Origin of the sequence: Novosphingobium beihaiense (assembly GCF_022832375.1) — a bacterium.
Taxonomy (GTDB): domain Bacteria; phylum Pseudomonadota; class Alphaproteobacteria; order Sphingomonadales; family Sphingomonadaceae; genus Novosphingobium; species Novosphingobium beihaiensis.
Map to the genome: position 1 here is coordinate 19,931 of NZ_JALHLG010000005.1, position 24,340 is coordinate 44,270.

Annotated in this window: 23 protein-coding genes; 14 read left to right on the forward strand and 9 right to left on the reverse strand. The window is 63.3% G+C overall.

Going from position 1 to position 24,340, the window contains the following annotated elements:
• Window positions 1–33: 33 nt before the first annotated feature.
• The 4 genes from MTR66_RS03645 to MTR66_RS03660 all read left to right on the forward strand — a co-directional run bounded on the left by MTR66_RS03645 (window position 34) and on the right by MTR66_RS03660 (window position 3,117).
• The gene (locus tag MTR66_RS03645; protein ID WP_243918027.1) at window positions 34–1,320 is read left to right on the forward strand and encodes a heavy-metal-associated domain-containing protein; all 1,287 of its coding nucleotides are present in this window, start codon (window positions 34–36) and stop codon (window positions 1,318–1,320) included.
• Window positions 1,321–1,328: 8 nt separating this feature from the next.
• Window positions 1,329–1,952, forward strand: a complete 624-nt coding sequence (locus MTR66_RS03650; protein WP_243918029.1) for an HdaA/DnaA family protein — start codon at window positions 1,329–1,331, stop codon at window positions 1,950–1,952.
• 77 nt (window positions 1,953–2,029) lie between these two features.
• The gene (gene epsC, locus MTR66_RS03655; protein WP_243918031.1) at window positions 2,030–2,737 is read left to right on the forward strand and encodes a serine O-acetyltransferase EpsC; all 708 of its coding nucleotides are present in this window, start codon (window positions 2,030–2,032) and stop codon (window positions 2,735–2,737) included.
• 5 nt (window positions 2,738–2,742) lie between these two features.
• Entirely contained in the window at window positions 2,743–3,117 is a 375-nt protein-coding gene (locus tag MTR66_RS03660; protein ID WP_243918033.1) for a DUF2794 domain-containing protein, read from the forward strand.
• A gap of 8 nt (window positions 3,118–3,125) precedes the next feature.
• On the opposite strand, the gene MTR66_RS03665 is transcribed toward MTR66_RS03660, so the two are convergent.
• A complete protein-coding gene (locus tag MTR66_RS03665) occupies window positions 3,126–3,800 on the reverse strand; it encodes a DUF4328 domain-containing protein (protein WP_243918035.1) in 675 nt (224 codons plus the stop codon).
• Between the two features lie 74 nt (window positions 3,801–3,874).
• Entirely contained in the window at window positions 3,875–4,780 is a 906-nt protein-coding gene (locus tag MTR66_RS03670) for an SDR family NAD(P)-dependent oxidoreductase (protein WP_243918038.1), read from the reverse strand.
• A gap of 218 nt (window positions 4,781–4,998) precedes the next feature.
• Between MTR66_RS03670 and purS the strand changes: the two genes are divergently transcribed.
• Entirely contained in the window at window positions 4,999–5,235 is a 237-nt protein-coding gene (gene purS, locus MTR66_RS03675) for a phosphoribosylformylglycinamidine synthase subunit PurS (protein ID WP_067736312.1), read from the forward strand.
• Window positions 5,235–5,912: a phosphoribosylformylglycinamidine synthase subunit PurQ gene (gene purQ / locus MTR66_RS03680; protein ID WP_243918040.1), complete on the forward strand. Its 678-nt coding sequence runs from the start codon at window positions 5,235–5,237 to the stop codon at window positions 5,910–5,912. The genes purS and purQ overlap by 1 nt, the downstream gene beginning before the upstream one ends.
• 73 nt (window positions 5,913–5,985) lie before the next feature.
• Here purQ and glmS read toward each other — a convergent pair whose 3' ends face one another.
• From glmS to MTR66_RS03695, 3 genes are all read right to left on the reverse strand, one after another.
• Complete coding sequence (gene glmS / locus MTR66_RS03685; RefSeq protein WP_243918042.1) at window positions 5,986–7,809, reverse strand: glutamine--fructose-6-phosphate transaminase (isomerizing); 1,824 nt, start codon at window positions 7,807–7,809, stop codon at window positions 5,986–5,988.
• A 237-nt stretch (window positions 7,810–8,046) separates the two neighbouring features.
• Complete coding sequence (locus tag MTR66_RS03690) at window positions 8,047–8,340, reverse strand: hypothetical protein (RefSeq protein WP_243918044.1); 294 nt, start codon at window positions 8,338–8,340, stop codon at window positions 8,047–8,049.
• A gap of 149 nt (window positions 8,341–8,489) precedes the next feature.
• Window positions 8,490–9,317: a TIGR00266 family protein gene (locus MTR66_RS03695; protein ID WP_243918045.1), complete on the reverse strand. Its 828-nt coding sequence runs from the start codon at window positions 9,315–9,317 to the stop codon at window positions 8,490–8,492.
• Window positions 9,318–9,702: 385 nt separating this feature from the next.
• Between MTR66_RS03695 and MTR66_RS03700 the strand changes: the two genes are divergently transcribed.
• Complete coding sequence (locus MTR66_RS03700) at window positions 9,703–10,425, forward strand: tetratricopeptide repeat protein (protein ID WP_243918048.1); 723 nt, start codon at window positions 9,703–9,705, stop codon at window positions 10,423–10,425.
• Window positions 10,426–10,455: 30 nt separating this feature from the next.
• Here the strand turns inward: MTR66_RS03700 and glmU are convergent, their stop codons facing one another.
• Window positions 10,456–11,823 carry a bifunctional UDP-N-acetylglucosamine diphosphorylase/glucosamine-1-phosphate N-acetyltransferase GlmU gene (gene glmU / locus MTR66_RS03705; RefSeq protein WP_243918050.1) on the reverse strand — a complete coding sequence of 456 codons (1,368 nt, stop codon included), beginning with the start codon at window positions 11,821–11,823 and terminating at the stop codon, window positions 10,456–10,458.
• 59 nt (window positions 11,824–11,882) lie between these two features.
• Between glmU and MTR66_RS03710 the strand changes: the two genes are divergently transcribed.
• Window positions 11,883–12,554: an HAD-IA family hydrolase gene (locus MTR66_RS03710; protein WP_243918052.1), complete on the forward strand. Its 672-nt coding sequence runs from the start codon at window positions 11,883–11,885 to the stop codon at window positions 12,552–12,554.
• 861 nt (window positions 12,555–13,415) lie between these two features.
• Window positions 13,416–14,291, forward strand: coding sequence for an isocitrate lyase/PEP mutase family protein (locus MTR66_RS03715; protein ID WP_243918054.1), 876 nt, complete (start codon window positions 13,416–13,418; stop codon window positions 14,289–14,291).
• A gap of 7 nt (window positions 14,292–14,298) precedes the next feature.
• Here MTR66_RS03715 and MTR66_RS03720 read toward each other — a convergent pair whose 3' ends face one another.
• Together MTR66_RS03720 and purC are read right to left on the reverse strand one after the other, a co-directional pair.
• The gene (locus tag MTR66_RS03720) at window positions 14,299–17,148 is read right to left on the reverse strand and encodes a M16 family metallopeptidase (protein ID WP_243918056.1); all 2,850 of its coding nucleotides are present in this window, start codon (window positions 17,146–17,148) and stop codon (window positions 14,299–14,301) included.
• A gap of 190 nt (window positions 17,149–17,338) precedes the next feature.
• The gene (gene purC, locus MTR66_RS03725; RefSeq protein WP_243918058.1) at window positions 17,339–18,121 is read right to left on the reverse strand and encodes a phosphoribosylaminoimidazolesuccinocarboxamide synthase; all 783 of its coding nucleotides are present in this window, start codon (window positions 18,119–18,121) and stop codon (window positions 17,339–17,341) included.
• A gap of 170 nt (window positions 18,122–18,291) precedes the next feature.
• Here purC and MTR66_RS03730 point away from each other — a divergent pair, with 170 nt between their 5' ends.
• A complete protein-coding gene (locus MTR66_RS03730; protein WP_243918060.1) occupies window positions 18,292–18,879 on the forward strand; it encodes a GNAT family N-acetyltransferase in 588 nt (195 codons plus the stop codon).
• On the opposite strand, the gene MTR66_RS03735 is transcribed toward MTR66_RS03730, so the two are convergent.
• Window positions 18,876–19,355: a low molecular weight protein-tyrosine-phosphatase gene (locus MTR66_RS03735; protein WP_243918062.1), complete on the reverse strand. Its 480-nt coding sequence runs from the start codon at window positions 19,353–19,355 to the stop codon at window positions 18,876–18,878. The genes MTR66_RS03730 and MTR66_RS03735 overlap by 4 nt on opposite strands.
• Before the next feature lie 275 nt (window positions 19,356–19,630).
• Between MTR66_RS03735 and MTR66_RS03740 the strand changes: the two genes are divergently transcribed.
• The 4 genes from MTR66_RS03740 (at window position 19,631) to MTR66_RS03755 (ending at window position 24,148) form a co-directional block, all read left to right on the forward strand.
• Window positions 19,631–21,622 (forward strand): Tad domain-containing protein, encoded by a 1,992-nt coding sequence (locus MTR66_RS03740; protein ID WP_243918064.1) that lies wholly within the window; start codon window positions 19,631–19,633, stop codon window positions 21,620–21,622.
• The gene (locus tag MTR66_RS03745; RefSeq protein WP_243918066.1) at window positions 21,622–22,239 is read left to right on the forward strand and encodes a TadE/TadG family type IV pilus assembly protein; all 618 of its coding nucleotides are present in this window, start codon (window positions 21,622–21,624) and stop codon (window positions 22,237–22,239) included. The genes MTR66_RS03740 and MTR66_RS03745 overlap by 1 nt, the downstream gene beginning before the upstream one ends.
• A complete protein-coding gene (locus tag MTR66_RS03750) occupies window positions 22,239–22,895 on the forward strand; it encodes a TadE/TadG family type IV pilus assembly protein (protein WP_243918068.1) in 657 nt (218 codons plus the stop codon). Before MTR66_RS03745 ends, MTR66_RS03750 begins: the two co-directional genes overlap by 1 nt.
• A gap of 158 nt (window positions 22,896–23,053) precedes the next feature.
• Complete coding sequence (locus MTR66_RS03755) at window positions 23,054–24,148, forward strand: TauD/TfdA family dioxygenase (RefSeq protein ID WP_243918070.1); 1,095 nt, start codon at window positions 23,054–23,056, stop codon at window positions 24,146–24,148.
• The last annotated feature ends 192 nt before the right edge of the window (window positions 24,149–24,340 follow it).

A 24,340-nucleotide genomic window follows, 5' to 3' on the forward strand; every position in this document is an offset into this window, starting at 1 on the left:
CGCCGTTTGGGCAAAAGGCCCCCGGTTTCGACAATGGTGTTCACTATCTCCCCCAAATTCCTGCGGCCAGCCCGCAAAGGACTGGCCCTCAACGGGCAGACAAAGCGCGCTGCGGCGGTGCTTGCGGCTTCGGTGACGCTCGCGGCTCTGGCTGCTGGCGGTGTGCGACTCGCGGCGCAGATCGATGGCGATCGCGGCATTGCCCCGCTGGCCAGTTCTCAGGACATTCAGGTTGACGGCATCGCCGTGGACGTTTCCGCCAAGACCGGCGCCGAAGCGCGCCTTGAAGGCTGGAAGCAGGCCGAAAAGCTGGCATGGAAGAAGCTGGGCGGACCGGCCATGCCGTTTGGCGCGATCGACGCGATGGTCTCTTCCGTGGTGATCGAGCACGAGCAGGTGGGCCCCCGCCGCTATGTCGCCAAGCTGGGCGTAGTGTTCGACAAGGCCAAGGCCGGGCAGTTCGTGGGCGGACAGGGCGCGGGCGTGCCCCGTTCGGCGCCGATGCTGGTGATTCCGGTGCTCTATTCGGGCGGCGTGCGCCAGGTGTTCGAAGTGCGCAATCCCTGGCAGCGCGCCTGGGCCGAATTTCAGGCCGCCGCCAGCCCGGTGGACTATGTCCGTCCTTCCGGTTCGGGCGGTGATTCGCTGGTTCTGACCGCGGGCCAGCCCGGCCGCCGCAGCCGCCTGTGGTGGCGCACGCTGCTGAGCCAGTTCGATGCCGCCGATGTTGTCATTCCGGCCGCGCGGCTGGAGCGGCAGTGGCCGGGCGGTCCGGTCAAGGGCACGTTTACGGCCCGCTATGGTCTCGATAACACGTTCCTCGGTAGTTTCACTCTGACCGCGAAGGGTGAGGACGATCTGCCGGGCATGCTGGACAAGGCGGTGGAGCGGATCGACGGGCTTTACCGCGATGCGCTGGCGCAGGGTAAGCTCAAGCCCGACCCGACGCTCAATACCGGCCGTGCCGCGCTGGACCGGGCATTCGCCCAGTTGCGCGCCGAATTGATGCCGAAGGGCGACGATCCGGCCGTGGCGCCGCAGCCAGGGCCGGTGGTCCCGGCCGAGAATGTTTCCGGTGTGGCGGCGGAAACCGTTTCCGTCCAGTTCGCGACGCCCGATGCGGCGGCCGTCGATGCTGCACTGGCCGCCGTGCGCGGTGTGCCCGGTGTCCAGGGGGCGGCGACCGTCAGCCTTGCCATCGGCGGCACTTCCGTCATGCGCGTTACCGTGTCGGGCGGCGCGGAGCGTCTCGCCGCGGCCTTGCGCGGACAAGGCTGGAAAGTTTCTAGCGGCGGCGGTACGTTGAAGATCAGCCGCTAGGTCTGACTATGAGACAGATTGCCCTTCCGCTGTCCGCTGCGAGCGACAGTCCGCCCCGCATTGTCGTGGGCAGTGCCAATGCGGGCGTTCTCGATGCGTTGATGGAGCCGGAAAAGTGGCCGTTCCGCACGGCGATCCTCACCGGGCCGCCGCGCTCGGGCAAGTCTTTGCTGGCCCGCTGGTTCGTCGAATCGGGGCAGGGTGACGCGGTGGACAATGCCGACTCGCTGGATGAGGATGTTCTGTTCCACCGCTGGAACCGCGCGCAGGAAAGCGGGCGCCCGCTGCTGATCGTGGCCAACCGGCCGCGCGGTGCGGGGGAGGGCTGCTGGCAAGTGCGCCTGCCCGATCTCGCCTCGCGTCTCGGCGCTGCGCTGGACCTCGAAATCGGCGAACCCGATGATGAGATGCTGGCCGGGCTGATGGAAGTTCATGCCGAGATGCGCGGGCTGGTTCTGGACGATTCCGCAACGCAATATCTTGCAGGACGGTGCGAGCGTAGCCATGTGGACGTAGAACGTCTGGTCGCCGCGATCGACCGGCTCAGTCTGGAGCGCAAGCAACCGCCGACAATGGCGATCTGGCGTGAGGCTCTGGCCGAGACACAAGGCGGCGGCCTCAGGGAGGAGTGAGCGCCGCACCGGCTCCAAAACGTGCCCGTTTCGGGCAAAAGGTTGCATCGCGGCCCGATTGATGGGAATTACGGAACATGATGGGTAACCTGATCCGCTATCTGGACTCCGTCGTGGCACGCGATCCCGCGCCGCGCTCGCGCTGGGAAGTGCTGCTCTATCCGGGCGTATGGGCGCTGTTCTGGCACCGGATCGCGCATGCCCTGTTCAACGCGCGCCTGTTTTTCCTGGCACGCGCGGTGAACCATTTTTCCCGCTTCCTGACCTCGATCGACATCCATCCGGGTGCCACCATCGGCAAGGACTTCTTTATCGACCACGGTTTCACCGTGATCGGCGAGACGGCGCACATCGGTGACAATGTCACGATCTACCAGTGCGTCACGCTGGGCGGTTCGAACCCCACCAACGGCGTGGGCGGCAAGCGCCACCCGACGCTGGAGGACAACGTGATCGTCGGCTCGGGCGCGCAGATCATCGGCCCGGTCACGGTGGGTAAGCGCGCGCGCGTCGGCGCCAGTGCGGTCGTGACCGAAGACGTGCCCGAAGGCGCGACGATGATCGGCGTCAAGGCGCGCTCCACGCTGATGAAGGCGGAGACTTACGCCAAGGAATTCATGCCCTACGGCACACCCTGCAAGGAACCGTGCGAACCGGTGGGCAACCAGCGCGTGGACGATTTGGAAGATCAGGTCGCCGCCCTGCGCGAACAGGTCGAGGCACTGCTGGCCGCTCAGGCGGAACCGGAGCGCGAGGCTGACAAGCCCGCCTGCAAGGGCGTTTAAGCTGCATGGCGGCAGGCCCGGCCGGTTCGGCGAATCCCGCTTCCGCCAGTGTCGTTGCCTTTCCCGGCCGCAAACCGCTGCAAGTGGGGTTTGACCGGCTGGAGCTTCAACGCATTCTCGACCTCTACGGCCGCATGGTCGCTGCCGGGTTCTGGCGCGACTATGCGATGGATTTCGGCAAGGACGCAGCCAATTTCAGCGCCTTCCGCCGCGCCGCCGAACGCCCCCAGGCCCGCATCGAAAAACGCCCCAGCCTGCGCGGCAAACAAGGCATGTGGACGCTGTTCGGCGAATCCGGGCAAGTGCTCAAGCGCGGGCACGAACTGACAGGCGTGCTCAGCCCGCTGGAGCGCAAGCTGCTGAAAGTGGTGGAGGGGTGAGCTGAGCCTCAGGCGAAAGTCGCTCTCTCGTCTGAAAGCGCCTGCTGGGCATTCGACACGTTCGCGATGATGCGCAGCAGAAACAGGGCCGACACGATCCACAGGCAAACGCCGCTCAGGTTAAGGGCATGATTGACCCCCATCGGGGTTATGATCTTCAGGTTCGTGAAATAGTTGAAGATCCCGATGACGCTGATGAAGCTGACCAGCAGTGTGCCTGCCAGAAGACAGGTCCACCAGATGGAAACCTCAGACACGCTGGCTTTTGCCTGCCATTCGTCCTCTCCATGGCTGCGGTTCCACAATTCGCGCATGGCCGTGAAGGGAATGAAGAGATTGGCCACCGGCACGAAGAAGCTCGCGGTTGTCCATGTCGGCCTTGCGGTAAGGCCGGTCAGCCCCGCCTCGTGGAGGTTCGACAAGGCCTTGTTGAACCACATGAGAAATGGCGGCAGGCAGATCAGGAAGATGATAAAGCCCAGAAGACCGATGATGCCGCGCAGCCCAAGGGTCATCATCCAGACCGGCCCATATGTCTTGCCCATGAAAACAAGGCTCAAGAGCCATCCGCTGGCGAGTGCATATGCCCCCCAGACCGCGATATAAATCCAGATCACGCCGCGCATGAAGCGCGAAAGTGTCAGCAGCCGGGCGTTGTCGCGCCTGTCCAGATAGCTTTGCATGCTGTTTGCCCCGAGTTTGCCCGAAGGGACGATGCCGCGTTCGGCATGAGGCGTCAATTCACGATTGCGAAGTGTTAACCCTGCGATTTCAGCAACATCGACAGCGCATGGTGCGATTGCTCCATGCCGTTTTCCAATACGTGATCGCCCGTGCATTCGCGGATTGCCGGCCAGGCCTTGGCGAAACCTTCCACGGAGCATTCGCTCTGCGGCAGCAGCACGCCGTCGTTCATGGTGATGAAGGCGCTCTGGAACACGCCGCCGCCAGCAGCGACGATGGCGTCGGTAGGCGCCTCCTTCGAGACCAGGAACAGCGCCGCGGGCACAACGCTTTCCGGCTGGAAGGCGTTGTAGGCCTCGTCGGGAAAAATGTCGGCGGTCATGCGGGTGCCGGCGGTGGGGGCGATGCAGTTCACGCGGATGTCGTGCTTGGCGCCTTCCAGCCGCAGGGTGCGGGCGAGGCCCAGCACGCCCGCCTTGCCCGCGCCGTAGTTGGCCTGTCCGAAATTGCCGCCGAGCCCGGTGGAGGACGTCGTCATCAGCACGCGACCATAATTCTGCGCGCGCATCGTGTTCCACACCGCCTTGGTGGCAAAGGCGCTGCCGAGCAGGTGGACGCGCAGGACCAGCTCGAAATCGGCCGGGTCCATCTTGGCGAACGTGCGGTCGCGCAGGATGCCCGCGTTGTTGATCAGGATGTGGATGCCGCCCCATTCCGAAACGGCGCGCGCGGCCATCGCTTCCATTTGGGCGAAATCGGAGACGTCGCCGCCGTCGGCCATCGCCTCGCCGCCCGTGGCGCGGATTTCCTCGACGACGGCGAGCGCCGCGTCGGAATGGCCAGTGCCGTCGCGCGCGGCGCCGAGGTCGTTCACCACCACTTTCGCGCCGCGCCGCGCCAGTTCCAGCGCATAGGCGCGGCCGAGGCCATGGCCCGCCCCCGTGACCACCGCGACCTGACCGGCGAAGGAAATCGACATGTTACGCTCCGTTTCGAGTCTGCGCGGGATGGCAGGTTGCGGCAGTGCGTTCAATCGGGACTTTCGCGCGTGACTGTGCACAGGCCTTTGCGCGCAAGATCGCGGACAATCCCAAGCACAATCCCAAACAAGGCGAATCGCGCGGCTTGCCCCGGCGCCTCTCAGGAGTCATAGGCGCTGCAAACGAATCTGCCGCCCGCAAGCGAAAGGCCCAGCGAATGAAAGTGCGCGTCCACGTCAGCCTCAAGCCCGGTGTTCTCGATCCGCAGGGCCGGGCGATCCACCATTCGCTCGAAGGGCTGGGCTTTTCCGGCGTCAACGATGTGCGCGCCGGGCGCCTGTTCGAACTCGACGTGGCCGACAGCACCAGCGACGAAGCGCTCGACGACATGTGCCGCAAGCTGCTCGCCAACATGGTGATCGAGAATTACCGTATCGAGAAGGTGGCCGCCTGATGGCTTTCCGCTCCGCCGTCATCACTTTTCCCGGCTCCAACTGCGACCGCGACATGGCGGAGGCTCTGGGCAAGATCTCGGGAACCCCGGCGCTGCGCGTGTGGCACGGCGATCATGACCTGCCCGAGGGGCTGGACTTCATCGCTCTGCCCGGCGGTTTTTCTTATGGCGACTATCTGCGCTGCGGCGCCATCGCCTCGCGCTCGCCGGTGATGCAGGCGGTGGTGGCCGCGGCCGAGCGCGGCGTGCCGGTGCTCGGCGTGTGCAACGGCTTTCAGGTGCTGACCGAAAGCGGGCTGCTGCCCGGCGCGCTGCTGCGCAATTCGGTGATCCGCTTCGTCTGCCGCGACGTGGCGCTGAAGGTGGAGAACGCGCAGTCGCTGTTTACCGCCGGGTACGCGGCCGGGCAGGAAATCTCCATCCCCGTCGCCCACCACGACGGCAATTACTTCGCCGACGATGCAACGCTGGACCGTCTGGAAGGCGAGGGCCGGGTGGCCTTCCGCTATGGGGACGAGGTCAACGGCTCGGCCCGGCGGATCGCGGGCGTGCTCAACGCGGCGGGCAATGTGCTGGGCATGATGCCGCACCCCGAACGCGCCGTCGAAACCACTCACGGCGGCACCGACGGCCGCGCGCTGTTCGAAAGCGCGATCAAGGGGCTGGTCGGGGCCTAAGCCGAAGTTCAGTTCCCGTTCGTACCGAGCGAACGGGAGCTTGCGCAGATGAGCCCGCCCTTGCGGTTACGGCCTATTCGACCGTAACGCTCTTGGCGAGGTTGCGCGGCTGATCGACGTCGGTGCCTTTCACGCAGGCCACGTGATAGGCCAGCAACTGCACCGGCACGGCATAGACCAGCGGCGCGATCAGCGGGTGGACTTTGGGCATCTCGATCGTGGCGATGCAGCCTTCGCCCGCCTCGGCAATGCCTTGCGCATCGGAAATCAGCACCACCTTGCCGCCGCGCGCGCGCACTTCCTGCATGTTCGAGACGGTCTTTTCGAACAGCGGGCCCGACGGGGCGAGGACGATGACCGGCACCGCCTCGTCGATCAGTGCGATGGGCCCGTGCTTCATTTCGCCCGAGGCATAGCCCTCGGCGTGGATATAGCTGATTTCCTTGAGTTTCAGGGCCCCTTCCAGCGCCAGCGGATAGTCCAGCCCCCGGCCGAGATAGAGCACGTCGCGGGCAGGTGCGATCAGATGGGCCATCGCCGCGATCTCCTCGTCATGAGCGAGGGCGGCATTGAGGCAGGCCGGGGTCTCGACGAGGTGGCGCACCACCGCCATTTCCTCCTCCCGGTCCATGCGCCCGCGCTTGACGGCCAGATGCGCGGCGAGGGCGGCCAGCACGGCGAGCTGGCAGGAGAAGGCCTTGGTTGAGGCGACGCCGATTTCCGGCCCGGCGTGGGTGGGCAGCAGCAGATCGGCCTCGCGCGCCATCGTGCTGGTGGGCACGTTGACGACGACGGCGATGGTCTGCCCTTGCGCCTTGCAGTGGCGCAGCGCGGCGAGCGTGTCCGCCGTCTCGCCCGATTGCGAGATGAACAGGGCAAGCCCGCCCGGCTCCAGCACCGGATCGCGGTAGCGGAACTCGGAAGCGACATCGATATCGACGGGCAGGCGCGCGAACTGCTCGATCCAGTATTTCGCGACCATGCCCGCGTAGAAGCTGGTGCCGCAGGCGACGATAGTGATGCGGTTGACCGCCGAAAGGTCGAAATCGATCTGGGGCAGGGCCACCGACTGATCGACCGGCCGCACATAGCTGTGCAGCGTTTGGGCGACCACGGTGGGCTGCTCGAAGATCTCCTTCTGCATGAAGTGGCGGTAATTGCCCTTTTCGATCGCCACCGCCGATGCGCCGGACGTGACCACTTCGCGTGTCACATGCCGGTTCTGCGCATCGAAGATCTGCGCGCCGTCGCGGGTCACGACGACCCAGTCGCCTTCCTCCAGATAGCTGATCTTCTGGGTCAGCGGGGCGAGCGCCAGCGCGTCCGATCCCAGATAGGTCTCGCCTTCGCCATAGCCCACCACCAGCGGCGAGCCGAGGCGGGCGCCGATCAGCATGTCCGGAAAGCGGCGGAAGGCGATGGCGAGCGCGAAGGCGCCGCGAAGCTGGGGCAGCACCGTCTTCATCGCCTCCTGCGGCGAGACCCCGGCCTCGATCTGCTCCGACACCAGGTGGGCGACCACTTCGGTATCGGTCTGGCTCTCGAACGTGCGCCCGCGCGCTTCGAGCCCATCGCGCAAGGGGCGGAAATTCTCGATAATGCCGTTGTGGACGAGCGCCAGTTCCTCCGTCGCATGCGGGTGGGCGTTGGCGGCGGTGGGGGCGCCGTGGGTGGCCCAGCGGGTATGGGCGATGCCGGTCATGCCCGGTGCGGGATCGACCGCCAGTTCCTTGACGAGATGAAGCAGCTTGCCCTGCGCGCGGCGGCGAATCAGCGCGCCTTGGTGGACGGTGCAGACCCCGGCGCTGTCATAGCCCCGGTATTCCATGCGCCGGAGGCCGTCGACCAGCCGGTCCGCCACGTCTTCCTTGCCGACGATCCCGATAATTCCGCACATTCGCTTTTCGATACCCTGATTACTGGACGGCGCGCAGGCCGCGCTCCGTTGCCTCTACCCTGTAATGGTTGGCACTTCGTGTCGCGAGTGTGAATAGGCGGAAAATGGTAACGGGCCAGTTTGTCCTTGGCCGAAGCGATCCTTGGCGGCGTGGACAGATTCAATCTTGAATGAGAGGCCGATTTCGGCATGGCCGAACGTGCCTCTGAATGGCAGGAAAGTCGGGGTGAGCGGACTTCAGCCGATAAGGATGTCATCCATTGTCAGGCCGGACCTTCCATTCGCGAGAGCAAATGTTTCGAAACTATCGGCATGTGCTTCGTCAAGAGGATGATTGGATCGCCAAATTGAGTCGCATTCGTCACAATAAAAAACGCCCTCTCCTGTTTCTGTTATCGTTGCTGAAATTAGATCGCCTTCAGATTCAAGTGGACAGCGGTGATGCAGCTCGCTGCCCCAAACTTGCTTGAGATATAACACCTCTTGTTCTCGAATTTTGTTGAAATACTCTCGCCGAGAATTGTCTATCATACTTCACCCAATCCTTCGCGAAGTGCGCTGACGAGTATATCAGAACGAAACAGTAAAGTCCGCAATGCCGGCGTGCCCGAAAATTCCGTTTTAGGGTGAAAACCCTGAAAAGCAGTCATGGAAGCCTGCGCTAGAATTTGTCCACGCTCTCAGTCGCCGTCAATCAGATCGCCGAAGCCGCCCAGGATCGAGCCTTCGCCGCGCCGCTGTCCGCCGGGCAGGGCGGCCGAGAGCATGCGTCCGGCGAGGCGCGAGAAGGGCAGCGACTGGATCCAGACTTTGCCCGGTCCGCGCAGCCGGGCGAAGAACACGCCTTCGCCGCCGAAGATCATCGACTTTACCGATCCGGCGCGCACCACATCGAATTCCACGCCGGAAGTGAAGGCGGCGACGCAGCCGGTGTCGATATGCAGTTCCTCGCCGGGGCGCAGGTCTCGCTCGATCACCGTGCCGCCCATCTGCACGAAGACCCAGCCGTCGCCTTCCAGCTTCTGCATGATGAAGCCTTCGCCGCCGAACAGGCCGGTCATGATCCGCTGCTGGAAGTGAATGCCGATCGAAACCCCGCGCGCGGCGCACAGGAACGCGTCTTTCTGGCAGATCAGGCGGCCGCCCACATCGTCCAGCTTGATCGGCAGGATCGAGCCCGGGATCGGCGCGGCAAAGGCGACGCGGGCCTTGCTGTGGCCGTGATGGGTAAAGACGGTGGTGAACAGGCTCTCGCCGGTGACGAGCCGCTTGCCCGCCCCCAGCAGCTTGCCCATGAAGCCGCCGCTATCGTTGTGCGAACCGTCGCCGAACACGGTCGACATTTCGATGTCCGAATCCTTCCAGACCATCGCCCCCGCCTCGGCCACCGCGCTCTCGCCGGGATCGAGCTCGATTTCGACGAACTGAAGTTCCTGCCCCTTGATCTCGAAATCGACATCGTCGGCGATCGAGGAACTGCGGGTGTGGCTCCAGGGGCTGGTGGACATCGGGTACTCCATGCTGCGGGTCTGTGTGGATTCAGGTCATACGGGCCTGCGAACGGCGGCTTTCTGCGCTTCCGGTGCTCACGTACATAAAGTACGCTGCGCTCCGGTTCTCAAAATCCACCATTCTCGGCTCCGTCTGACCTGAATCCACACAGACCCATAAGGGATGAACCGTCATCGGTTCGTTCCATGACGATGTGATTTCCCAGTCATGACTTGTCAAACTACGCCGATCCGATATTCTATGCGCTTCGACGAACACTGTCTGACGAACAGGGCCCACTCATAAGGGCCATCAGAAGAACCCGGCACAGACCGGCGCAGTATCGGTGTTTTGGGGAGAGGATAGACGCCGATGCGCCGTACAGTTGCATTCGCAGGATTAGTGGGTCTTTTCTTGGCCGGGAGCGCGCAGGCCGCTTCGGTGGCGGAACGGGCTTCGGCCGGTGCCGTGCCGCCGTCCGCCGCGCTGGCCGTGGCGTTCAGTCGCGATATCCGGCCGGAGGCGAAGTTTGACGCCAGCGCCGGTGTTCAGGTGGACAAGGCCTTCGATCTGATCCGCAGCGGCAGGCAGGCCAAGGCCGTGCGTCTGTTCGACAAGGTGATCGCTTCGGCCGACCGTTCGCTGGCCGGAGACAGCCGTGCGCGGCTGTGCCGTTCGGACCGGACCGTGTCAGCCGCGCATCCCGATCATGTGGTGCTGGTCGACAGCGCCCTGTGCGATGCGCATTTCGGCAAGGGCTACGCGCTGATCGATCTCGGGCGCGGGGATCTCGCCGAAGGCGAATTGCGCAAGGCGATGCAGATGGCGCCGGGCAACGCCCACTTTGCCAACGAATATGCCGAACTCTTCAAGTCCCGCCGCGAATGGCAGAAGAGCTACGATGCTTTCGCTCACGCCTGGGCTATTGCGGACAAGGACAAGGCCGGTCCCGATGCGGACCTGGCCGCGCGCGCCTTGCGCGGCATGGGCTACACCAGAATGCAGATGGGCGATCTGGAAGCGGCGAAGCGGCTGTTCGTGCAGTCGCAGAGCTACGCTCCGGATAGCCAGGCGGCGAAGATCGAACTCGGCACCATTGCCCGCAAGCTGGCGATCGGTTCGTAAGCTTCCCGGAGGGTAAAAGCGGGCCGAGCCTTACTTCTTCTGCTCGGCCTTCTTCTTTTTCATGGCGTCGTGGAAGCGGTCGGCCCAACCGGGCTTGACCAGTTGCTCGCCGCGCACCAGCCGCAATTCGCCATCGGCGACATCGCGCGTGACGGCGCTGCCCGCTGCGACGATAGCATCCGCGCCGATCTTCACCGGGGCGACCAGAGCGCTGTTGGAACCGATGAAGGCGCGCTCGCCGATCACGGTCTTGTGCTTGAAATAGCCGTCGTAATTGCAGGTGATCGTGCCTGCGCCGATATTGGCCTTGGCGCCCACTTCGGCATCGCCGAGGTACGTGAGGTGATTGGCCTTGGCGCCTTCGCCCAGCACCGCGTTCTTCATTTCCACGAAGTTGCCGATCTTCGATCCCTGCCGGAGCACCGCGCCCGGGCGCAGGCGGGCATAGGGGCCGATCGAGGTGCCGCTTTCCAGCACTGCGCCTTCAAGGTGCGAGAACGCATGGATCACCACATCGTCGGCAATGGTCACGCCGGGGCCGAAGACCACGTTGGGCTCGATCGTCACGTCGCGGCCAAGCTGCGTGTCCCAGGCGAAGAACACGGTTTCGGGCGCGATCAGGGTTACGCCGTCAGCCATCGCCTGCTCGCGGCGGCGGGCCTGCCAGCGCGCTTCGGCGGCGGCGAGTTCGCCGCGGCTGTTGATGCCGCCCACTTCATCGGGATCGTCGGTCACGATCACCGCGCAAGTGCGCCCTTCGAGCGCGGCGATGTTGACGATATCGACAAGGTAATATTCGCCCGCCGCATTGTCGTTGCCGACTTTGCCCAGCAGCTCGAACAGGTCGGCGGACTTCACCGCCATCAGCCCGGAATTGCACAGGCGGCAGGCGCGCTGTTCCTCGCTGGCGTCCTTGTATTCGACCATCATCGCGATGCGCCCGTCGTCATGCGCGAGCACGCGGCCATATTGCAGCGGGTCTTCCGGTTCGAAGCCCAGAACCACGGCGGCGGGCGAGTCGGAGGCATGGAGCCGTTCGATCATCGCGCGCATCGTCTCCGCCCGCACAAACGGCACATCGCCATAGAGAATGAGCACGTCGCCCTCGAAGCCGGAGAGCGCCTGCTCGGCCTGCTGCACGGCATGGCCGGTGCCGAGCTGCGGTTCCTGCACCGCGATCGCCGCGCGGCCGCCCATCGCCTCTTCAAGCTGTTCGCGCCCGTGTCCGGCGACCAGAACCTGCCGTTCGGGCGCCAGTTCCTGCGCGCTGGCCAGCAAGTGTTCGATCATCGGCCGTCCGGCAATGGGGTGGAGCACCTTGTGCAGGCTGCTCTTCATGCGCGTGCCTTTTCCGGCGGCGAGGACGACGATGGCGAGAGGGGTGCTGGCGGAAGTCATGAAGCCCGTCTGCCAGCAAATTGTTGCGGTTTCCACTCCAAGCGGCCACTGGAGCGCGGATGGACAAATTTCCTTTCCAGATCGTCGGCTTCGACCTCGACGGAACCCTGCTCGACAGCCATGGCGACCTCGCCCATGCGGTCAATCACGCGCTGGCGCTGGAAGGGCGCGCGGCGATCCCGGCGGCCGAAGTGCGCGATCTGATCGGGGGCGGCGCGAAACCGATGTTGGAAAAGGCGCTGAATGTTACTGGAGGGGCCGTGCCCGAGGCGCGTTTCGACGAACTGCACCGCGCGCTTCTGGCCTTCTACGAAGAGCATATCGCCGTCGAAACCCGGCTGTTCCCCGGCGGCGAGGCGATGCTGGACGGTCTGGCCGCGCGCGGCGTGAAAGTGGCAGTCGTCACCAACAAGATCGAACGTTTCGCGGTGAAGATCTTCAAGGAACTGGGCCTGACGGACCGGTTCGTCACTGTAATCGGCGGCGATACGCTGGGCCGCGACAGGGCCAAGCCCAAGCCGGACCTGCTGCACCTGATGCTGGAGCGCGCCGGTGCGGGCCGGGCCGCCTATGTGGGCGACACCACGTACGACACCGGCGCGGCCGCTGCTGCCGGACTGCCGTGTGTGGCGGTGAGCTTCGGGTTCAACGACCTGCCGTCCGCGCAGCTTGGCGCGGCGGCGGTGATCGATCATTTCGATGAGCTGATCCCGGTGCTGGAGCGTCTTTAAGCCGGGCGGCCGAACCAACCTGAACGGTCGACTGGGTTTAGGAAGCCGCGAATGTGTATCGAACGGCAAAATTGTCGGGGGGAGCGGACATCATTTGCCGAGCCCCGGCATTCCCATTGTATCGCGCCAGAATGCCATGTTGGAATCCTTGGCCATCGGGTAGAACCTGTATTGTTTGATGCCTGTCACCTCCAAACCGTGCTTTCGAATATGACCTGACAAGAGAACCTTCATTGCGCCTTCTCGGAACCTACTGTGATGCAGGGCGGATTCGAATTGGTCTGATGCGGGCGTTGGCGGAAGTTGAATTATAGGAATCCCATGCCGAGAGCCGCACTCGCCCGCGAAGAACATTCCGTGGGGTGAGGCGTCAACGACTACACCGCGCCAACGAACCTTCTCCCCTTCCCATTGCGCAAGGTCTTCCGGTTGTATGTCGCAAATGGTCGCCGGAGGTGGGGCTTGGCCTGAGCAGCCCCAAAGGGCTGCAACGAAAAATATCGGGCAAAGACGGATCATCTGTCTTGGATAGCAGATTGCTCAATGACAGCTATGTCGGCGTATCCGGAATGGCAGCTTTCGGACAGAGATTTTGAAATATCGCCGCTGATGCCCTCACTGGAACTTGGCCTCGCGGCTTAGGAGTGTCTCCTCAGTACTTCTCCGTTCATCCTGAGCTTGTCGAAGGATGCTGGCGCCGCCCGTTTCGATGAGGGCAGGGGGGGAAGTGCCACCGTTCACAAGCTCACATGGTTCGTTCCACACCGCCCACCCGATAACCGCCTCAGGCAAGCGCCATGGCTTGCCTCGCGCGCGCACTCGTGCAAGCCCTGTCACCCACATGCGTTAGGGAGACCATAGATGCCGGGACCAGGAGAGAAACTGCGCGCGCTGATCGAGGCGGGCGAGCACTTTGTGTGCGGCGATGTCTTCTCCGCGATTACCGGTCGCATTGTCGAGCATGTCGGCTTTCCCGCTGCCTATCTGGGCGGCCATGCCTGTTCCGCGTTTCACTACGCGGTGCCGGACAATGGCGTATACAGCCAGGTCGAGCAGATCGAGCAGGCCGCGCGGATCGCGCAGGTCATGACGATCCCGCTGATCGCGGATGCCGATACGCTGGGCGAGACGGTCGCCGATGCCTATCATTTCACGCGCCGCTACATCCAGCAGGGCATTGCCGGCATCCATGTCGAAGATGAGCGCAATCCCAAGCATTCGAAACACGTCAACGGCCTGTGCTCGATCGAGGACCAGCAGGCGCGGATCGATGCGGCCCGGCGGGCGCAGCGCGACAGCGGGCAAGATTTCGTCATCATCGCGCGGTGCGATGAGCTTTATACCAGCGAGATGGGCGGTGGCGGCACCGGCAGCATGGACGAGGCCGTCAAGCGCGGGCACGCCTATATGGAGGCGGGCGCGGACGTGGTGTTCTATCCCCCGCGGCCCAACTGGGTAGCGGATCTGGTCGAGGCTTTCGGCGCGAAGATACCGGTCGCGACCATGGGGTTCAGCCTTCCCGGCACCGCCTTCAACATGGCGACCGGCGGCTGGGTGACGGCGGCGGCCAACCACCTCAAGCTCATGCGCGAGCTCAAGGAGGAGGGCCGCATGCTGTCGGGCAATTTCGACTTCCCCGAAAAGTACGACCTGATCGACCAGCCGCTCTATGATGGCCTGATCGAGGAATGGGCGGAGAAGACTGGCCGCCCAACGCGCCCCAACCACGCGCCCTGATTCTCTCCTATTCAGGCACGGGCACGCCTTCTGGCAGGACCAGAACTTCCAGTCCGCCGCCGGGCGTGAGGTAACGCCGGGCCATGACTTCGACATCGGCGGGCGTCAGGGCGAGCAAGCGTTCCCGCGCTTTTTCGAAACGCGTGATGCGTTCGGCTTCGGTCTGCGCGCGGCCGGTCAGCGAGAGCCAGCCGCCATTGCTCTTGAGCGCGTTCTGCAGCGCTTCGAGCAGCGGCTGGCGCGCGCGCTGGAAGATGTCTTCGCTGACAGGCGCGGTGTTCAGCCCCGTCACGACCTTGCGGATTGCCGCGCGGGTGGCGTCAACGTCGGCCACGTCGATGGAGGCATTCACCGAGAACAGGCCGTATCCCTTCCAGTGGCGCGAAAGCGAACTGCTGGCGGAGGGCGAATAGGCCTTGCCCAGAGCCTCGCGCACTTCATCGATCAGTTCGACGCGCATGATCCGTTCGAGCATTTCCAGCGTGAGCGCGGCCACCGGATCGCTGTCATCGCGCGTGGGCCAGACGATCTGCAGCAGCGCTTGATCGGCTGCCCCGGTATGCCGGATTACGCGCGGGGAGCGGTTGTTCGTGAACGTGCGCGGGGGCTGGCTGTCGTAGCTGCGAAAGGCCGGTTCGCGCGGGGGCAGGGCGCCCAGCGTCTTGGCCACTAGGGCAATGGCGCGATCCTCGTCGACATCGCCGACGATGCCCACTTCGATAGCGCCGTGGGCCAGCCGTCCACCGATGTCCTTGCGCAATTTGGCATAGGTCAGTTGGCGGTAGGCCTCTGCCGGTTGCAGGCTGAAGCGCGGGTCATTGTCCGAAATGATGGCGCCCAGATCGGCACGGAGGGCCGAAGCGGGCGTGGAGCGCAGCCGCGCGAAGTAGTTGTTCACCGACTGGCGGTATTGCACTTCGCCTTCCTTGCGGTAGCCGGGATCGGTGATCAGCGCGGTCATCAGATCGAGCTGCAGTTCCAGATCGGTTGGGGTAGTCCGGGCGCCGGAACGGAACGCAGCCTGTCCGCGCGAAAAATTGAGGTTCAGCGTGTGCCCGGCCAGGATCGAATCGAGATCGTCGCGGCTGTGCTGCCCAAGCCCGCCTTCATCAAGATAGGGCGCCATTTCACTGGCGAGCGGATCGGCCTTGGTATCGAGCATGTCGCCGCCGTCGATCGCGAGGCTGATCCGGACCGTATCCTTTTCGATGGCGGTGTGTTTGATGTTGAGCATCACCCCGTTGGCGAAACGCACTTCGCGGATGCCCAGTTCCGGTTCGCGGGTGTCGCTGGCGACGGTGCCCGGAGTGCCGAAGCTGGTATAGGCGAACTTGGCCGTGCTGGCGGCGGTTTCCCGGGCAATGGTCCCGCGCATGGCCTCTTGCCATGCGGTGCGCAGTGCTTCCTTGCCGCCCACCGGCGCGGCGCGGCCCTGAAAGCGGATCAGCGGCTGATTCAACGGCAGGGCTTCGCGCTTCAGGGCTGCCAGCACGGCTTGCGGCGTGACATGCGGTGCGAAAGCCTCAAAGCGTTGCAGCACCGATGCGGGGGTGGAGGGCACAAGGCCGTCATCCACGAGCGCCATCGCCGATGCTGCCAGCGCCGCGTTGGAGCGGGTCTGCGCGGAATTGGCCGCAGCGGTGATCGCGGCGCGCAACTCGGCAAGCTGTTCGGCCACTTCGCCAGCGGTAAACCCATGGGCAAGCGCGCGCCGGTATTCGCGGGCGGCCGCTTCCAGCCCGGCTTTCCACTTGCCATCCACGGTATCGACGATCAGCCGGGTGGCGCGGCCGGTTTCGAATACGTCGCCGGTCCCGAATCCGGCGCCGCGAAACGGCGGCTGGGCGCTGCGGGCCAGACGCTGCAAGCGGCGGTTGACGATGGCATAGCCGACCGAGCGCAGCAGGTTCTGCTGCCGTTCGGCCACGGAATCGGGCCGGTCGAGATAGCGGCCGTTGCGCAGTACGGTCACGCGCTCGGACAGCGCGGGATCGATGTAGATCTCGGTGCGGTTCTTGTCCTTGGGGTCTACGGGGCCTGCATCGGGCTGTTCTTCCGCCGGGGCGGGGGCCCAGCCGTTGAAATGGCGTATGATGCCTGCCTCGACCGCGGCGGGATCGAAATCGCCCACCACTACCAGAGTGACATGGGCAGGCACGTATTCGCGTTTGTAGAACGCACGCAGCGAAGCGCTGGTGGCAGCGTCCAGAGTTTCCCGGGTACCGATGGCGAACCGGTTGCCGTAACGCGCCCGGGGATAGAAGAAATGCGTGGAATCCACGGCATTGCGGAAAGCCCAGGTGTTGCGATCGCGCATTTCCGACAGCACGACGCCGCGTTCGCGGTCCACCGCGCCTTGCGAGATGGTGAGATTGCTCGCCGTCTCGCGCATCAGCATCAGCGCGGTATCGAGCAGGGCCGGATCGTTGCGCGGCAGGTTCAGCTTGTAGACCGTCTGGTCGAAACTGGTGGAGGCGTTGGTGTCGGCGCCGAAGGCGAGCCCGTCGCGCTCCAGCAGCTTGACCATTTCCCCTTCGGGCACGCGCTTGGAGCCGTTGAAGGCCATGTGCTCCAGGAAATGGGCATAGCCCTGTTCGCTGTCACTCTCGTCCAGAGATCCCACCGCCACGTCCATTCGCACCACGGCCGTGCCCTTGGGCGTGGCGTTGTGGCGGATGATGTAGCGCATTCCGTTGGCGAGCTTGCCGAAACGGAAATCCGGATCGACGGGAATATCGCTTTTCTCGAAGGTCCAGCGAGGATCTTCAGGGTAGGTGGCGTGAGGGGAAGGGGTGGACCTCGCGGCGAGCGGCGCGGGTGCCAGCACGACGAGGAGGGCAATCAGGGAGGCTCTCATGGCGCAGGAGTGCCCGAGAGGGGCGCGCATAACAAGCGGTAACAAGAGAGAAAATCCTCCCTGTCCCCGCAGGGGATGGGGAGGAGGACCGCCCGCGCAGCGGGTAGTGGAGGGGGGTCAAAACCCTTCCGTCATTCACTATGAGAATGCCACCTCCCCATTGGTTTCGCCAACAGGGAGGATTATCCGTTTACTTGCCGCGCAGCTTGCGGTGCTTCGAGAGGTCGAAGACTTCGCTCGGACCGTTATCGTCCTGCAGCAGGCCGAGGCGGCGGGCCACTTCCTGATAGGCTTCTTCCTCGCCGCCCAGATCGCGGCGGAAGCGGTCCTTGTCGAGCTTTTCGCCTGTGTGCATGTCCCACAGGCGGCAGCCGTCGGGGCTGATCTCGTCGGCCAGGATCACGCGGCTGAAATCGCCGTCCCAGATGCGGCCGAATTCCAGCTTGAAGTCGATCAGGCGGATATCGATCGCCGCGAACATGCCGCACATGAAATCGTTCACGCGGATTGCCATGTCGGCGATGTCCTGCATCTCGTCATGCCCGGCCCAGCCGAAGCAGCGGATGTGTTCCTCGGCGATCATCGGATCGCCCAGCGCATCGTCCTTGTAATAGTATTCGATCAGCGTGTGCGGCAGCATGTCGCCTTCGGGAATGCCAAGGCGCTTGGAGATCGAACCGGCCGCCACGTTGCGCACCACGACTTCGATCGGGATGATCTCCACCTGCCGCACGAGCTGTTCGCGCATGTTCAGGCGGCGGATGAAGTGGTTGGGCACGCCGATGTGATTGAGGCGCGTGAAAACATACTCGCTGATGCGGTTGTTGATGACGCCCTTGCCCTGGATCGTGCCTTTCTTCTGCGCGTTGAACGCAGTGGCATCGTCCTTGAAATACTGGATCAGCGTGCCGGGCTCCGGACCCTCGTAGAGGATCTTGGCCTTGCCTTCGTAGATCTGGCGGCGACGGGACATGGCTTTCGTCCTTCAAACGGCAAAAAGGGCAAGCCCCGGCCTGTCGAGTCTCGGGCGAGGGCTGGGCCGGGGAATTTTGGCGGCCATATAGTGAAAGCCGGATCAAAAGCAAACTGCGCTCTGTGTCATTTGGTGGACATGTGGCTTGCCTGCTGCCTATCAGGCCGGTCATGAGCATTACTGTCACAGCCCTGACCGGGAGCCAGATTCTGGCCGCGATCGGCGATCTGGCCGAGCTGCGCATGACGGTCTTTGCCGAGTGGCCCTACCTCTACGATGGCGATGCGGCTTACGAAGCGGCGTACTTGCGCGAATTCACCGGTGCGCGGGACGGCATTCTTGTGGCGGCCCTCGATGGAGACAGACTGGTGGGCGCTGCCACGGCTTCCCCGATGGAGGCGCAGAAGGCTGAGTTCCGGGCGCCTTTCGAAGCACGCGGGCTCGATGTCTCGCGGCTGTTCTACTTCGGCGAATCCGTCTTGCTGCCTGCATACCGCGGGCAGGGCATTGGCCATGCCTTTTTCGATCACCGGGAAGCGCAGGCCCGGAAATGCGGGGCGGAGGCCGCGGTGTTCGCGGCTGTGGTGCGTCCTGTGGATCATCCGGACCGGCCGAAGGATTACGTCCCTCTGGACGGGTTCTGGCGCAAGCGGGGTTATGCGCCGATGGACGGCTTTGTCACGCAACTGGAATGGAAAGACCATCGGGATGCAGGCGAAACGCCAAAGCCGATGCAGTACTGGCTGCGGCGGTTTTAGGCCTGCTCCCGCTGAATCGTGCCGGTGAGGTGACGCGCGGCCTCGTGCACTTGCCGCCAGGTTTCCATGAACCCTTCCGCCCCGCCGAAATAGGGATCGGCAACGTCTTGTCCGGCCATGCCGGGGATATGATCGAGCAGCAAGGAAAGGTGCGCACGCGGTGATGGTGGGGCGATCCGTTCAAGGTCGGCCAGGTTCTGGCTGTCCAGCGCGATGATCCGGTCGAAACGCGCGAAATCGCCTTGATCGACTTGCCGGGCCCGGTATCCGGTGATGTCGATCCCGTGGCGCAGGGCTTCCTTGCAGGCTCTGGGATCCGGCGGATTTCCGATGTGCCATGAGCCGGTGCCTGCGGAATCCACCAGCAGTTCCAGTCCCGCTTCCTGCGCCTGGTGGCGCAGCGCCGCTTCGGCAAGCGGGGAGCGGCAGATGTTGCCCAGGCAGACGAACAGAACCGAAGGAAGAGAAGTGGTCATGCCTGCTTCTCTAGCCGCGCGCATTCCCGGCGTCATCAGGCTGTTCGGCAGTATGGCATGCTTATCGCTTGTTTAACCAATAGGGTGCGAAAAGAGCCAAGCGCGGAAGGGGGCGCATACAGCGGGCGCCGACTTTTTCGGTAAAGTTTCATTAACGCAAGCTCCCAAGGCTTTGTCGACCATTGTCAGTCAATGTCGTGGGTAATTCGTTAAGGGGTTGGCGATATCCTTCCGCAAAATCGGCCGATTTTTCACCGGACTAGCGTGGTTAACCGATGCAGACAGTCAAAGGCTTTCTGAGCCGCCTGACCCGCGATACTGCGGGTAATATCCTGCCCTTGGCGGCAGTAGGTGTGGTCGTGGCTGCTGCAATCGTCGGTTCGGCGATCGATATGAGCCAGGCCTACCGTGTCGACAACCGTCTGCAGGCTGCTTGCGACGCGGCCGTGCTGGCAGGGCGGCACGCGGTGACCACCAATGGCTTCGACAACACGGCGAAGACGGCGGCCGAAAACTTCTTCGCCACCAACTACAGCGACGATGTCGAACACACGACGGGGACAGCGTTTGTGCCGACGTCGGACGACAACGGCGTAACGGTGAAGGGTGTTGCGACGACGACCTATTCCACGCTGGTCATGCGGCTGTTTGGCTATAACACGATCCCGCTGTCGGCTTCGTGCACATCATCGATGGGCGTTGGCAATTCGGACGTGGTGCTGGTGCTCGATAACACCGGGTCCATGGATTACGACCTGACTGACGGACAGACCCGTCTTCAGGCGCTGCAGGCCGCGATGAAGAACTTCTATACGACGCTCTCCACTGCCACTTCGGGGTCCAACGCGCGCATCCGTTACGGCTTTGTGCCGTACAGCACGACAGTGAATGTGGGGCATCTGCTTTACGATCAGAATCCGGACATGATCGCGGACAAGCACACCTATTCGTCGCGGAAGGCTGTGTACAAGACCGTCGTTACCGATGATCCGACGTACAGTAATGAGCAAACCGGCAGCAGTTGGGTGGATTACTCCGGTGGAAGCGGTTGGTACTGGCAGCAAAGTTCCTGCGAGGCAGACCTTCCAGCAGCGGGAGGAGCCTATGCCGACTATGGCTCTTCAAGCACCTCGGACTCTTCGACGAGCACTAACAGTTCTGGCCAGACGGTAACGGTCGAAACGGTCACACAGCAGCAACGCCAGACAGCGGCTGCGCAGTGTGTGTCCCGTACCGGGTATTACTATGGCGGATCGTATACGTATTATATTATTCAGGTGAAATACAATACGCGTGACAAAACTGCGGTCACTACGACGACATATGGCTATGAAGCCGGTGCAGGCAGCGTGTTCGATCACTTTGATTACATGCCGGTTGAATACGACACCAGCACGTACAAGACCTTTGCATCGGTTACAACGCCGACTGGTGATGCCTGGAGCGGCGCAAGCCAACCAGGTATGGTGACTTCGACCTGGAATGGTTGCATCCACGAACGCAAGACCGCGGCCGAATCGGCGAGCAATTTCAGCTACTCGTCCCTCTTCGGGGTTTCTCCATCTGATGCGCTTGATATCGATATCGACACCGCACCCGACGTAAATGACGACGATACAAAGTGGGCACCGATGTGGCCGCAGATCGTCTATCAGCGGAGTGTCAGGACAGGGACGGACTATTGGGGCAATCCGACCTATACCGAGACTACCGGCATAGGCGACAGTGGCAGACGGGCTTCTTCTCCTTGCCCTGTTCGCGCTCAGGGGCTGAAGTCTATGAGCAAGGATGCCTTCGATGACTATGCGGATTCGCTCAACGCCACGGGTAACACGTATCTCGACATCGGCATGATCTGGGGCGGGCGCCTGCTTTCGCCGAATGGCATCTTTTCGAGCACCGTCAACGAAGCGCCCTCAAACGGCGGTAAAGTGTCACGCCACATCGTGTTCATGACCGATGGTGTTATGCAACCGAACAACTCGATCAATGAGGCCTGGGGGCTGGAATGGTGGGACCGTAAGGTCACCGATGACGGCAGCAGCAACGATACCGCGCGCCACACTGCCCGCTTCCTGACGGCCTGCTCGGCGATCAAGTCCAAGGGGATCCGGATCTGGGTGATTGCGTTCACCTCGGGCCTGTCGAACGATCTGAAGACCTGCGCGTCGGACGACAGTTCGTTTACGGCCAGCGACGCGGGCGAACTCAACAAGGCGTTCCAGGAAATCGCCAAGCAGGTCGGCGAACTGCGAGTGACGTCCTGATGGCCGTTGCGCTGCCATCGAAGGGGCGTCTGCGCCGGTGCCTTGCGGAACTGCGCAAGGCCCGGGACGGCGCGGCGATCGTCGAATTCGCATTGGCCGCGCCGGTGTTCCTGATGGCGCTGATCGGCATCTTCGACGTCGGATACATGGCCTACGCGACGGCTGTCTTGCATGGTGCGGTGCAGCAGGCAGGGCGCAGTTCCTCGCTGGAAACCGGCGATACCTCGGCAGCCGATGCCTATGTCACAGGGGTCGTGCAGACGGTTCTTCCCGGCGCCAAAGTGACGACATCGCGCAAGAGCTATTTCGATTTCAGCAACATCGCACGGCCGGAGGCATGGAACGATGCCAACAACAACGGCAGATGCGATAACGGCGAGAGCTATACCGACGAGAACGACAACGGCCAATGGGATGCCGATGTGGGCAAATCGGGCAACGGCGGGGCCAGCGATGTGGTGGTCTATACTGTGGACGTCACGTATGATCCCATCTTCCCGAACCCGTTCCTCGACGGATCGAACGGAAAGCGCAGCCTGAGCGCGTCGACGGTAAAGAAAAACCAGCCTTTCGCGAACCAGAACGCGCTCGGCTCTTCCGCCGGGACATGCGACTGATGCGTGCGCTGAAAGCCGTCCTCCGCCGTTTACGGCGCGATACGCGCGGCATCTCGCTGGTGGAGCTTGCCGTCGCGATGCCGGTCATGCTTTCGCTGGGGCTTTACGGCACCGAAGTGGCTTACATGACGGTGGTCAACATGGAAGTCAGCCAGATCGCGATTTCGGTGGCGGACAATGCCTCGCGCCTTGGCCAGACAGACAACACGTCGGTGATGCCGACCGTCAACGAAACGCAGATCGATTCGGTGATGGCGGGTGCGTTGGTTGAGGGGAACTCGTTCGATTTCAACGCGCACGGGCGGATCATCCTCTCCAGCCTGGAGATGAATAAAGACACGCGGCAACAGTACATCCACTGGCAGCGTTGCAGCGGGGATCTTGGGGTCGGGTCCGCTTATGGCACGGCCGGGACGACGCTGGCCGGGATGGGGCCAGCCGCTCATCTGATCAAGGCACCCGATAGCAGCACCGCCGTGATGTTCGTGGAGGTCTATTACAATTATCAGCCTCTGTTCGGGAACGTGTTCGTGAAGAACACCATGTTTCACCGTGAAGCGACCTTCATCGTCAGGGATAACAGGAATCTGACGCCGAACGGTTCGCCAGACGGTATCACCGCAGGGTCAAGCGCGCCCAAGTCGCATTGCAGCTGATTTCGCGGGACTGACTGATGGGCGCCTCTGAAACGGCCAGTCCTGCGCCGCGTTCGCCGTGCGAAAAACTTTATGCCATGGGGCGACAAGTCGCCCGGGGTGCCGCCGCGTAAGCTGCTGCCACAGGTATAGCGTTCTTGCACGAAAAGGATCCGTTCATGGCCAGCAATCCCGGCGTATCGTTGGAAGCCGTTCCGCCCGTCACCACGGAAGCGGCCTGGCGCGGGGATGCGCTGGAAAAGACCGGCGAATGGGTCTTTCTGCTCTCGCCCGAACAGATCGCCGAACTTGAGACGCTGGGCGCGCGCTTTCTGGAAGAGAACCCGGATCTGCGCACGGTTCGGGCTGAGGATTATCCGCTGGCCGCCTGCGCCGATGCGGTGAAGGCATGGGGCCGCGATGTCGATTACGGGCGCGGTTTCGTGCTGGTGCGGGGGCTGCGCACGCATCTCTATTCGGATGCGTTGTCCTCCGCGATCTATTACATCCTCGGCCTGCACATGGGCGATCCGATCCGCCAGAACGAGATGGGCGATCTGATCGATCACGTCTACGCCACGTCTGACAAGACCATGGACGATCCCACCGCGCTCTCCGCGAAAGTGCGGGACAAGCTGGTCTATCATTCGGACAGTTCGGATGTCGTTTCGCTGATGTGCCTGCGCCCGGCGAAGGAAGGGGGGCTCTCATGCCTCGTTTCGGGCGCGCAGATATACAACGAGATCCTCCAGCGCCGCCCGGACCTCGCGCCGCTGCTGCTGGAGCCGTTCCACTGGGACTGGCGCAAGCAGGACCACAGCGCGCCGGCCGATACCTATACGTCGCCGATCGTCAGCCTCGTGGACGGGGTGTTCTCGATGTATGCGGGCTCGCTCTACATCCTCACTGCGCAGGAATACGAAGGCGTGCCCAGGCTGACGCCCGAGCAGATCGAGGTGCTCGAACTCTTCGACAAGATCACGTATGAAGAAGGCATGGCGATCACGATGGATTTCCGCCCCGGCGACATCCAGTGGCTGTCCAACTATGCCGCGCTCCATGCCCGCACCACGTTCTGGGACTGGCCCGAGCCGCAGCGCCGCCGCCACCTGCTGCGCCTGTGGCTGAGCCGCGATGCGGGCCGCCCGGTGGTGGAAGGCTTCGGCAAGAACGGCGTGGTGCAGGTCCGCTCGGCGCCGCGCGACGGGGCGCAGGAACACCCGGACGCGCATTTCGATATCTACTCGGTCTCTGTGCCTCGCCTCATGTCGTAACAGGGCGCGGCGCTGGTTCGCCGCGTCGGAGTCTGTTCGAAAAAGCTAATGTGGGCTTTTCAATGCGGCACCAGCCCGCTCCCCCTACCCGGCCTCCCACAGGATACTGGCGATGGGCGGCCGAGTGGAGGACTGGACTGATGCTGCGAAATTCGGTTCTACTGCCGTGGAAACGAAGTATACCTCCCCATT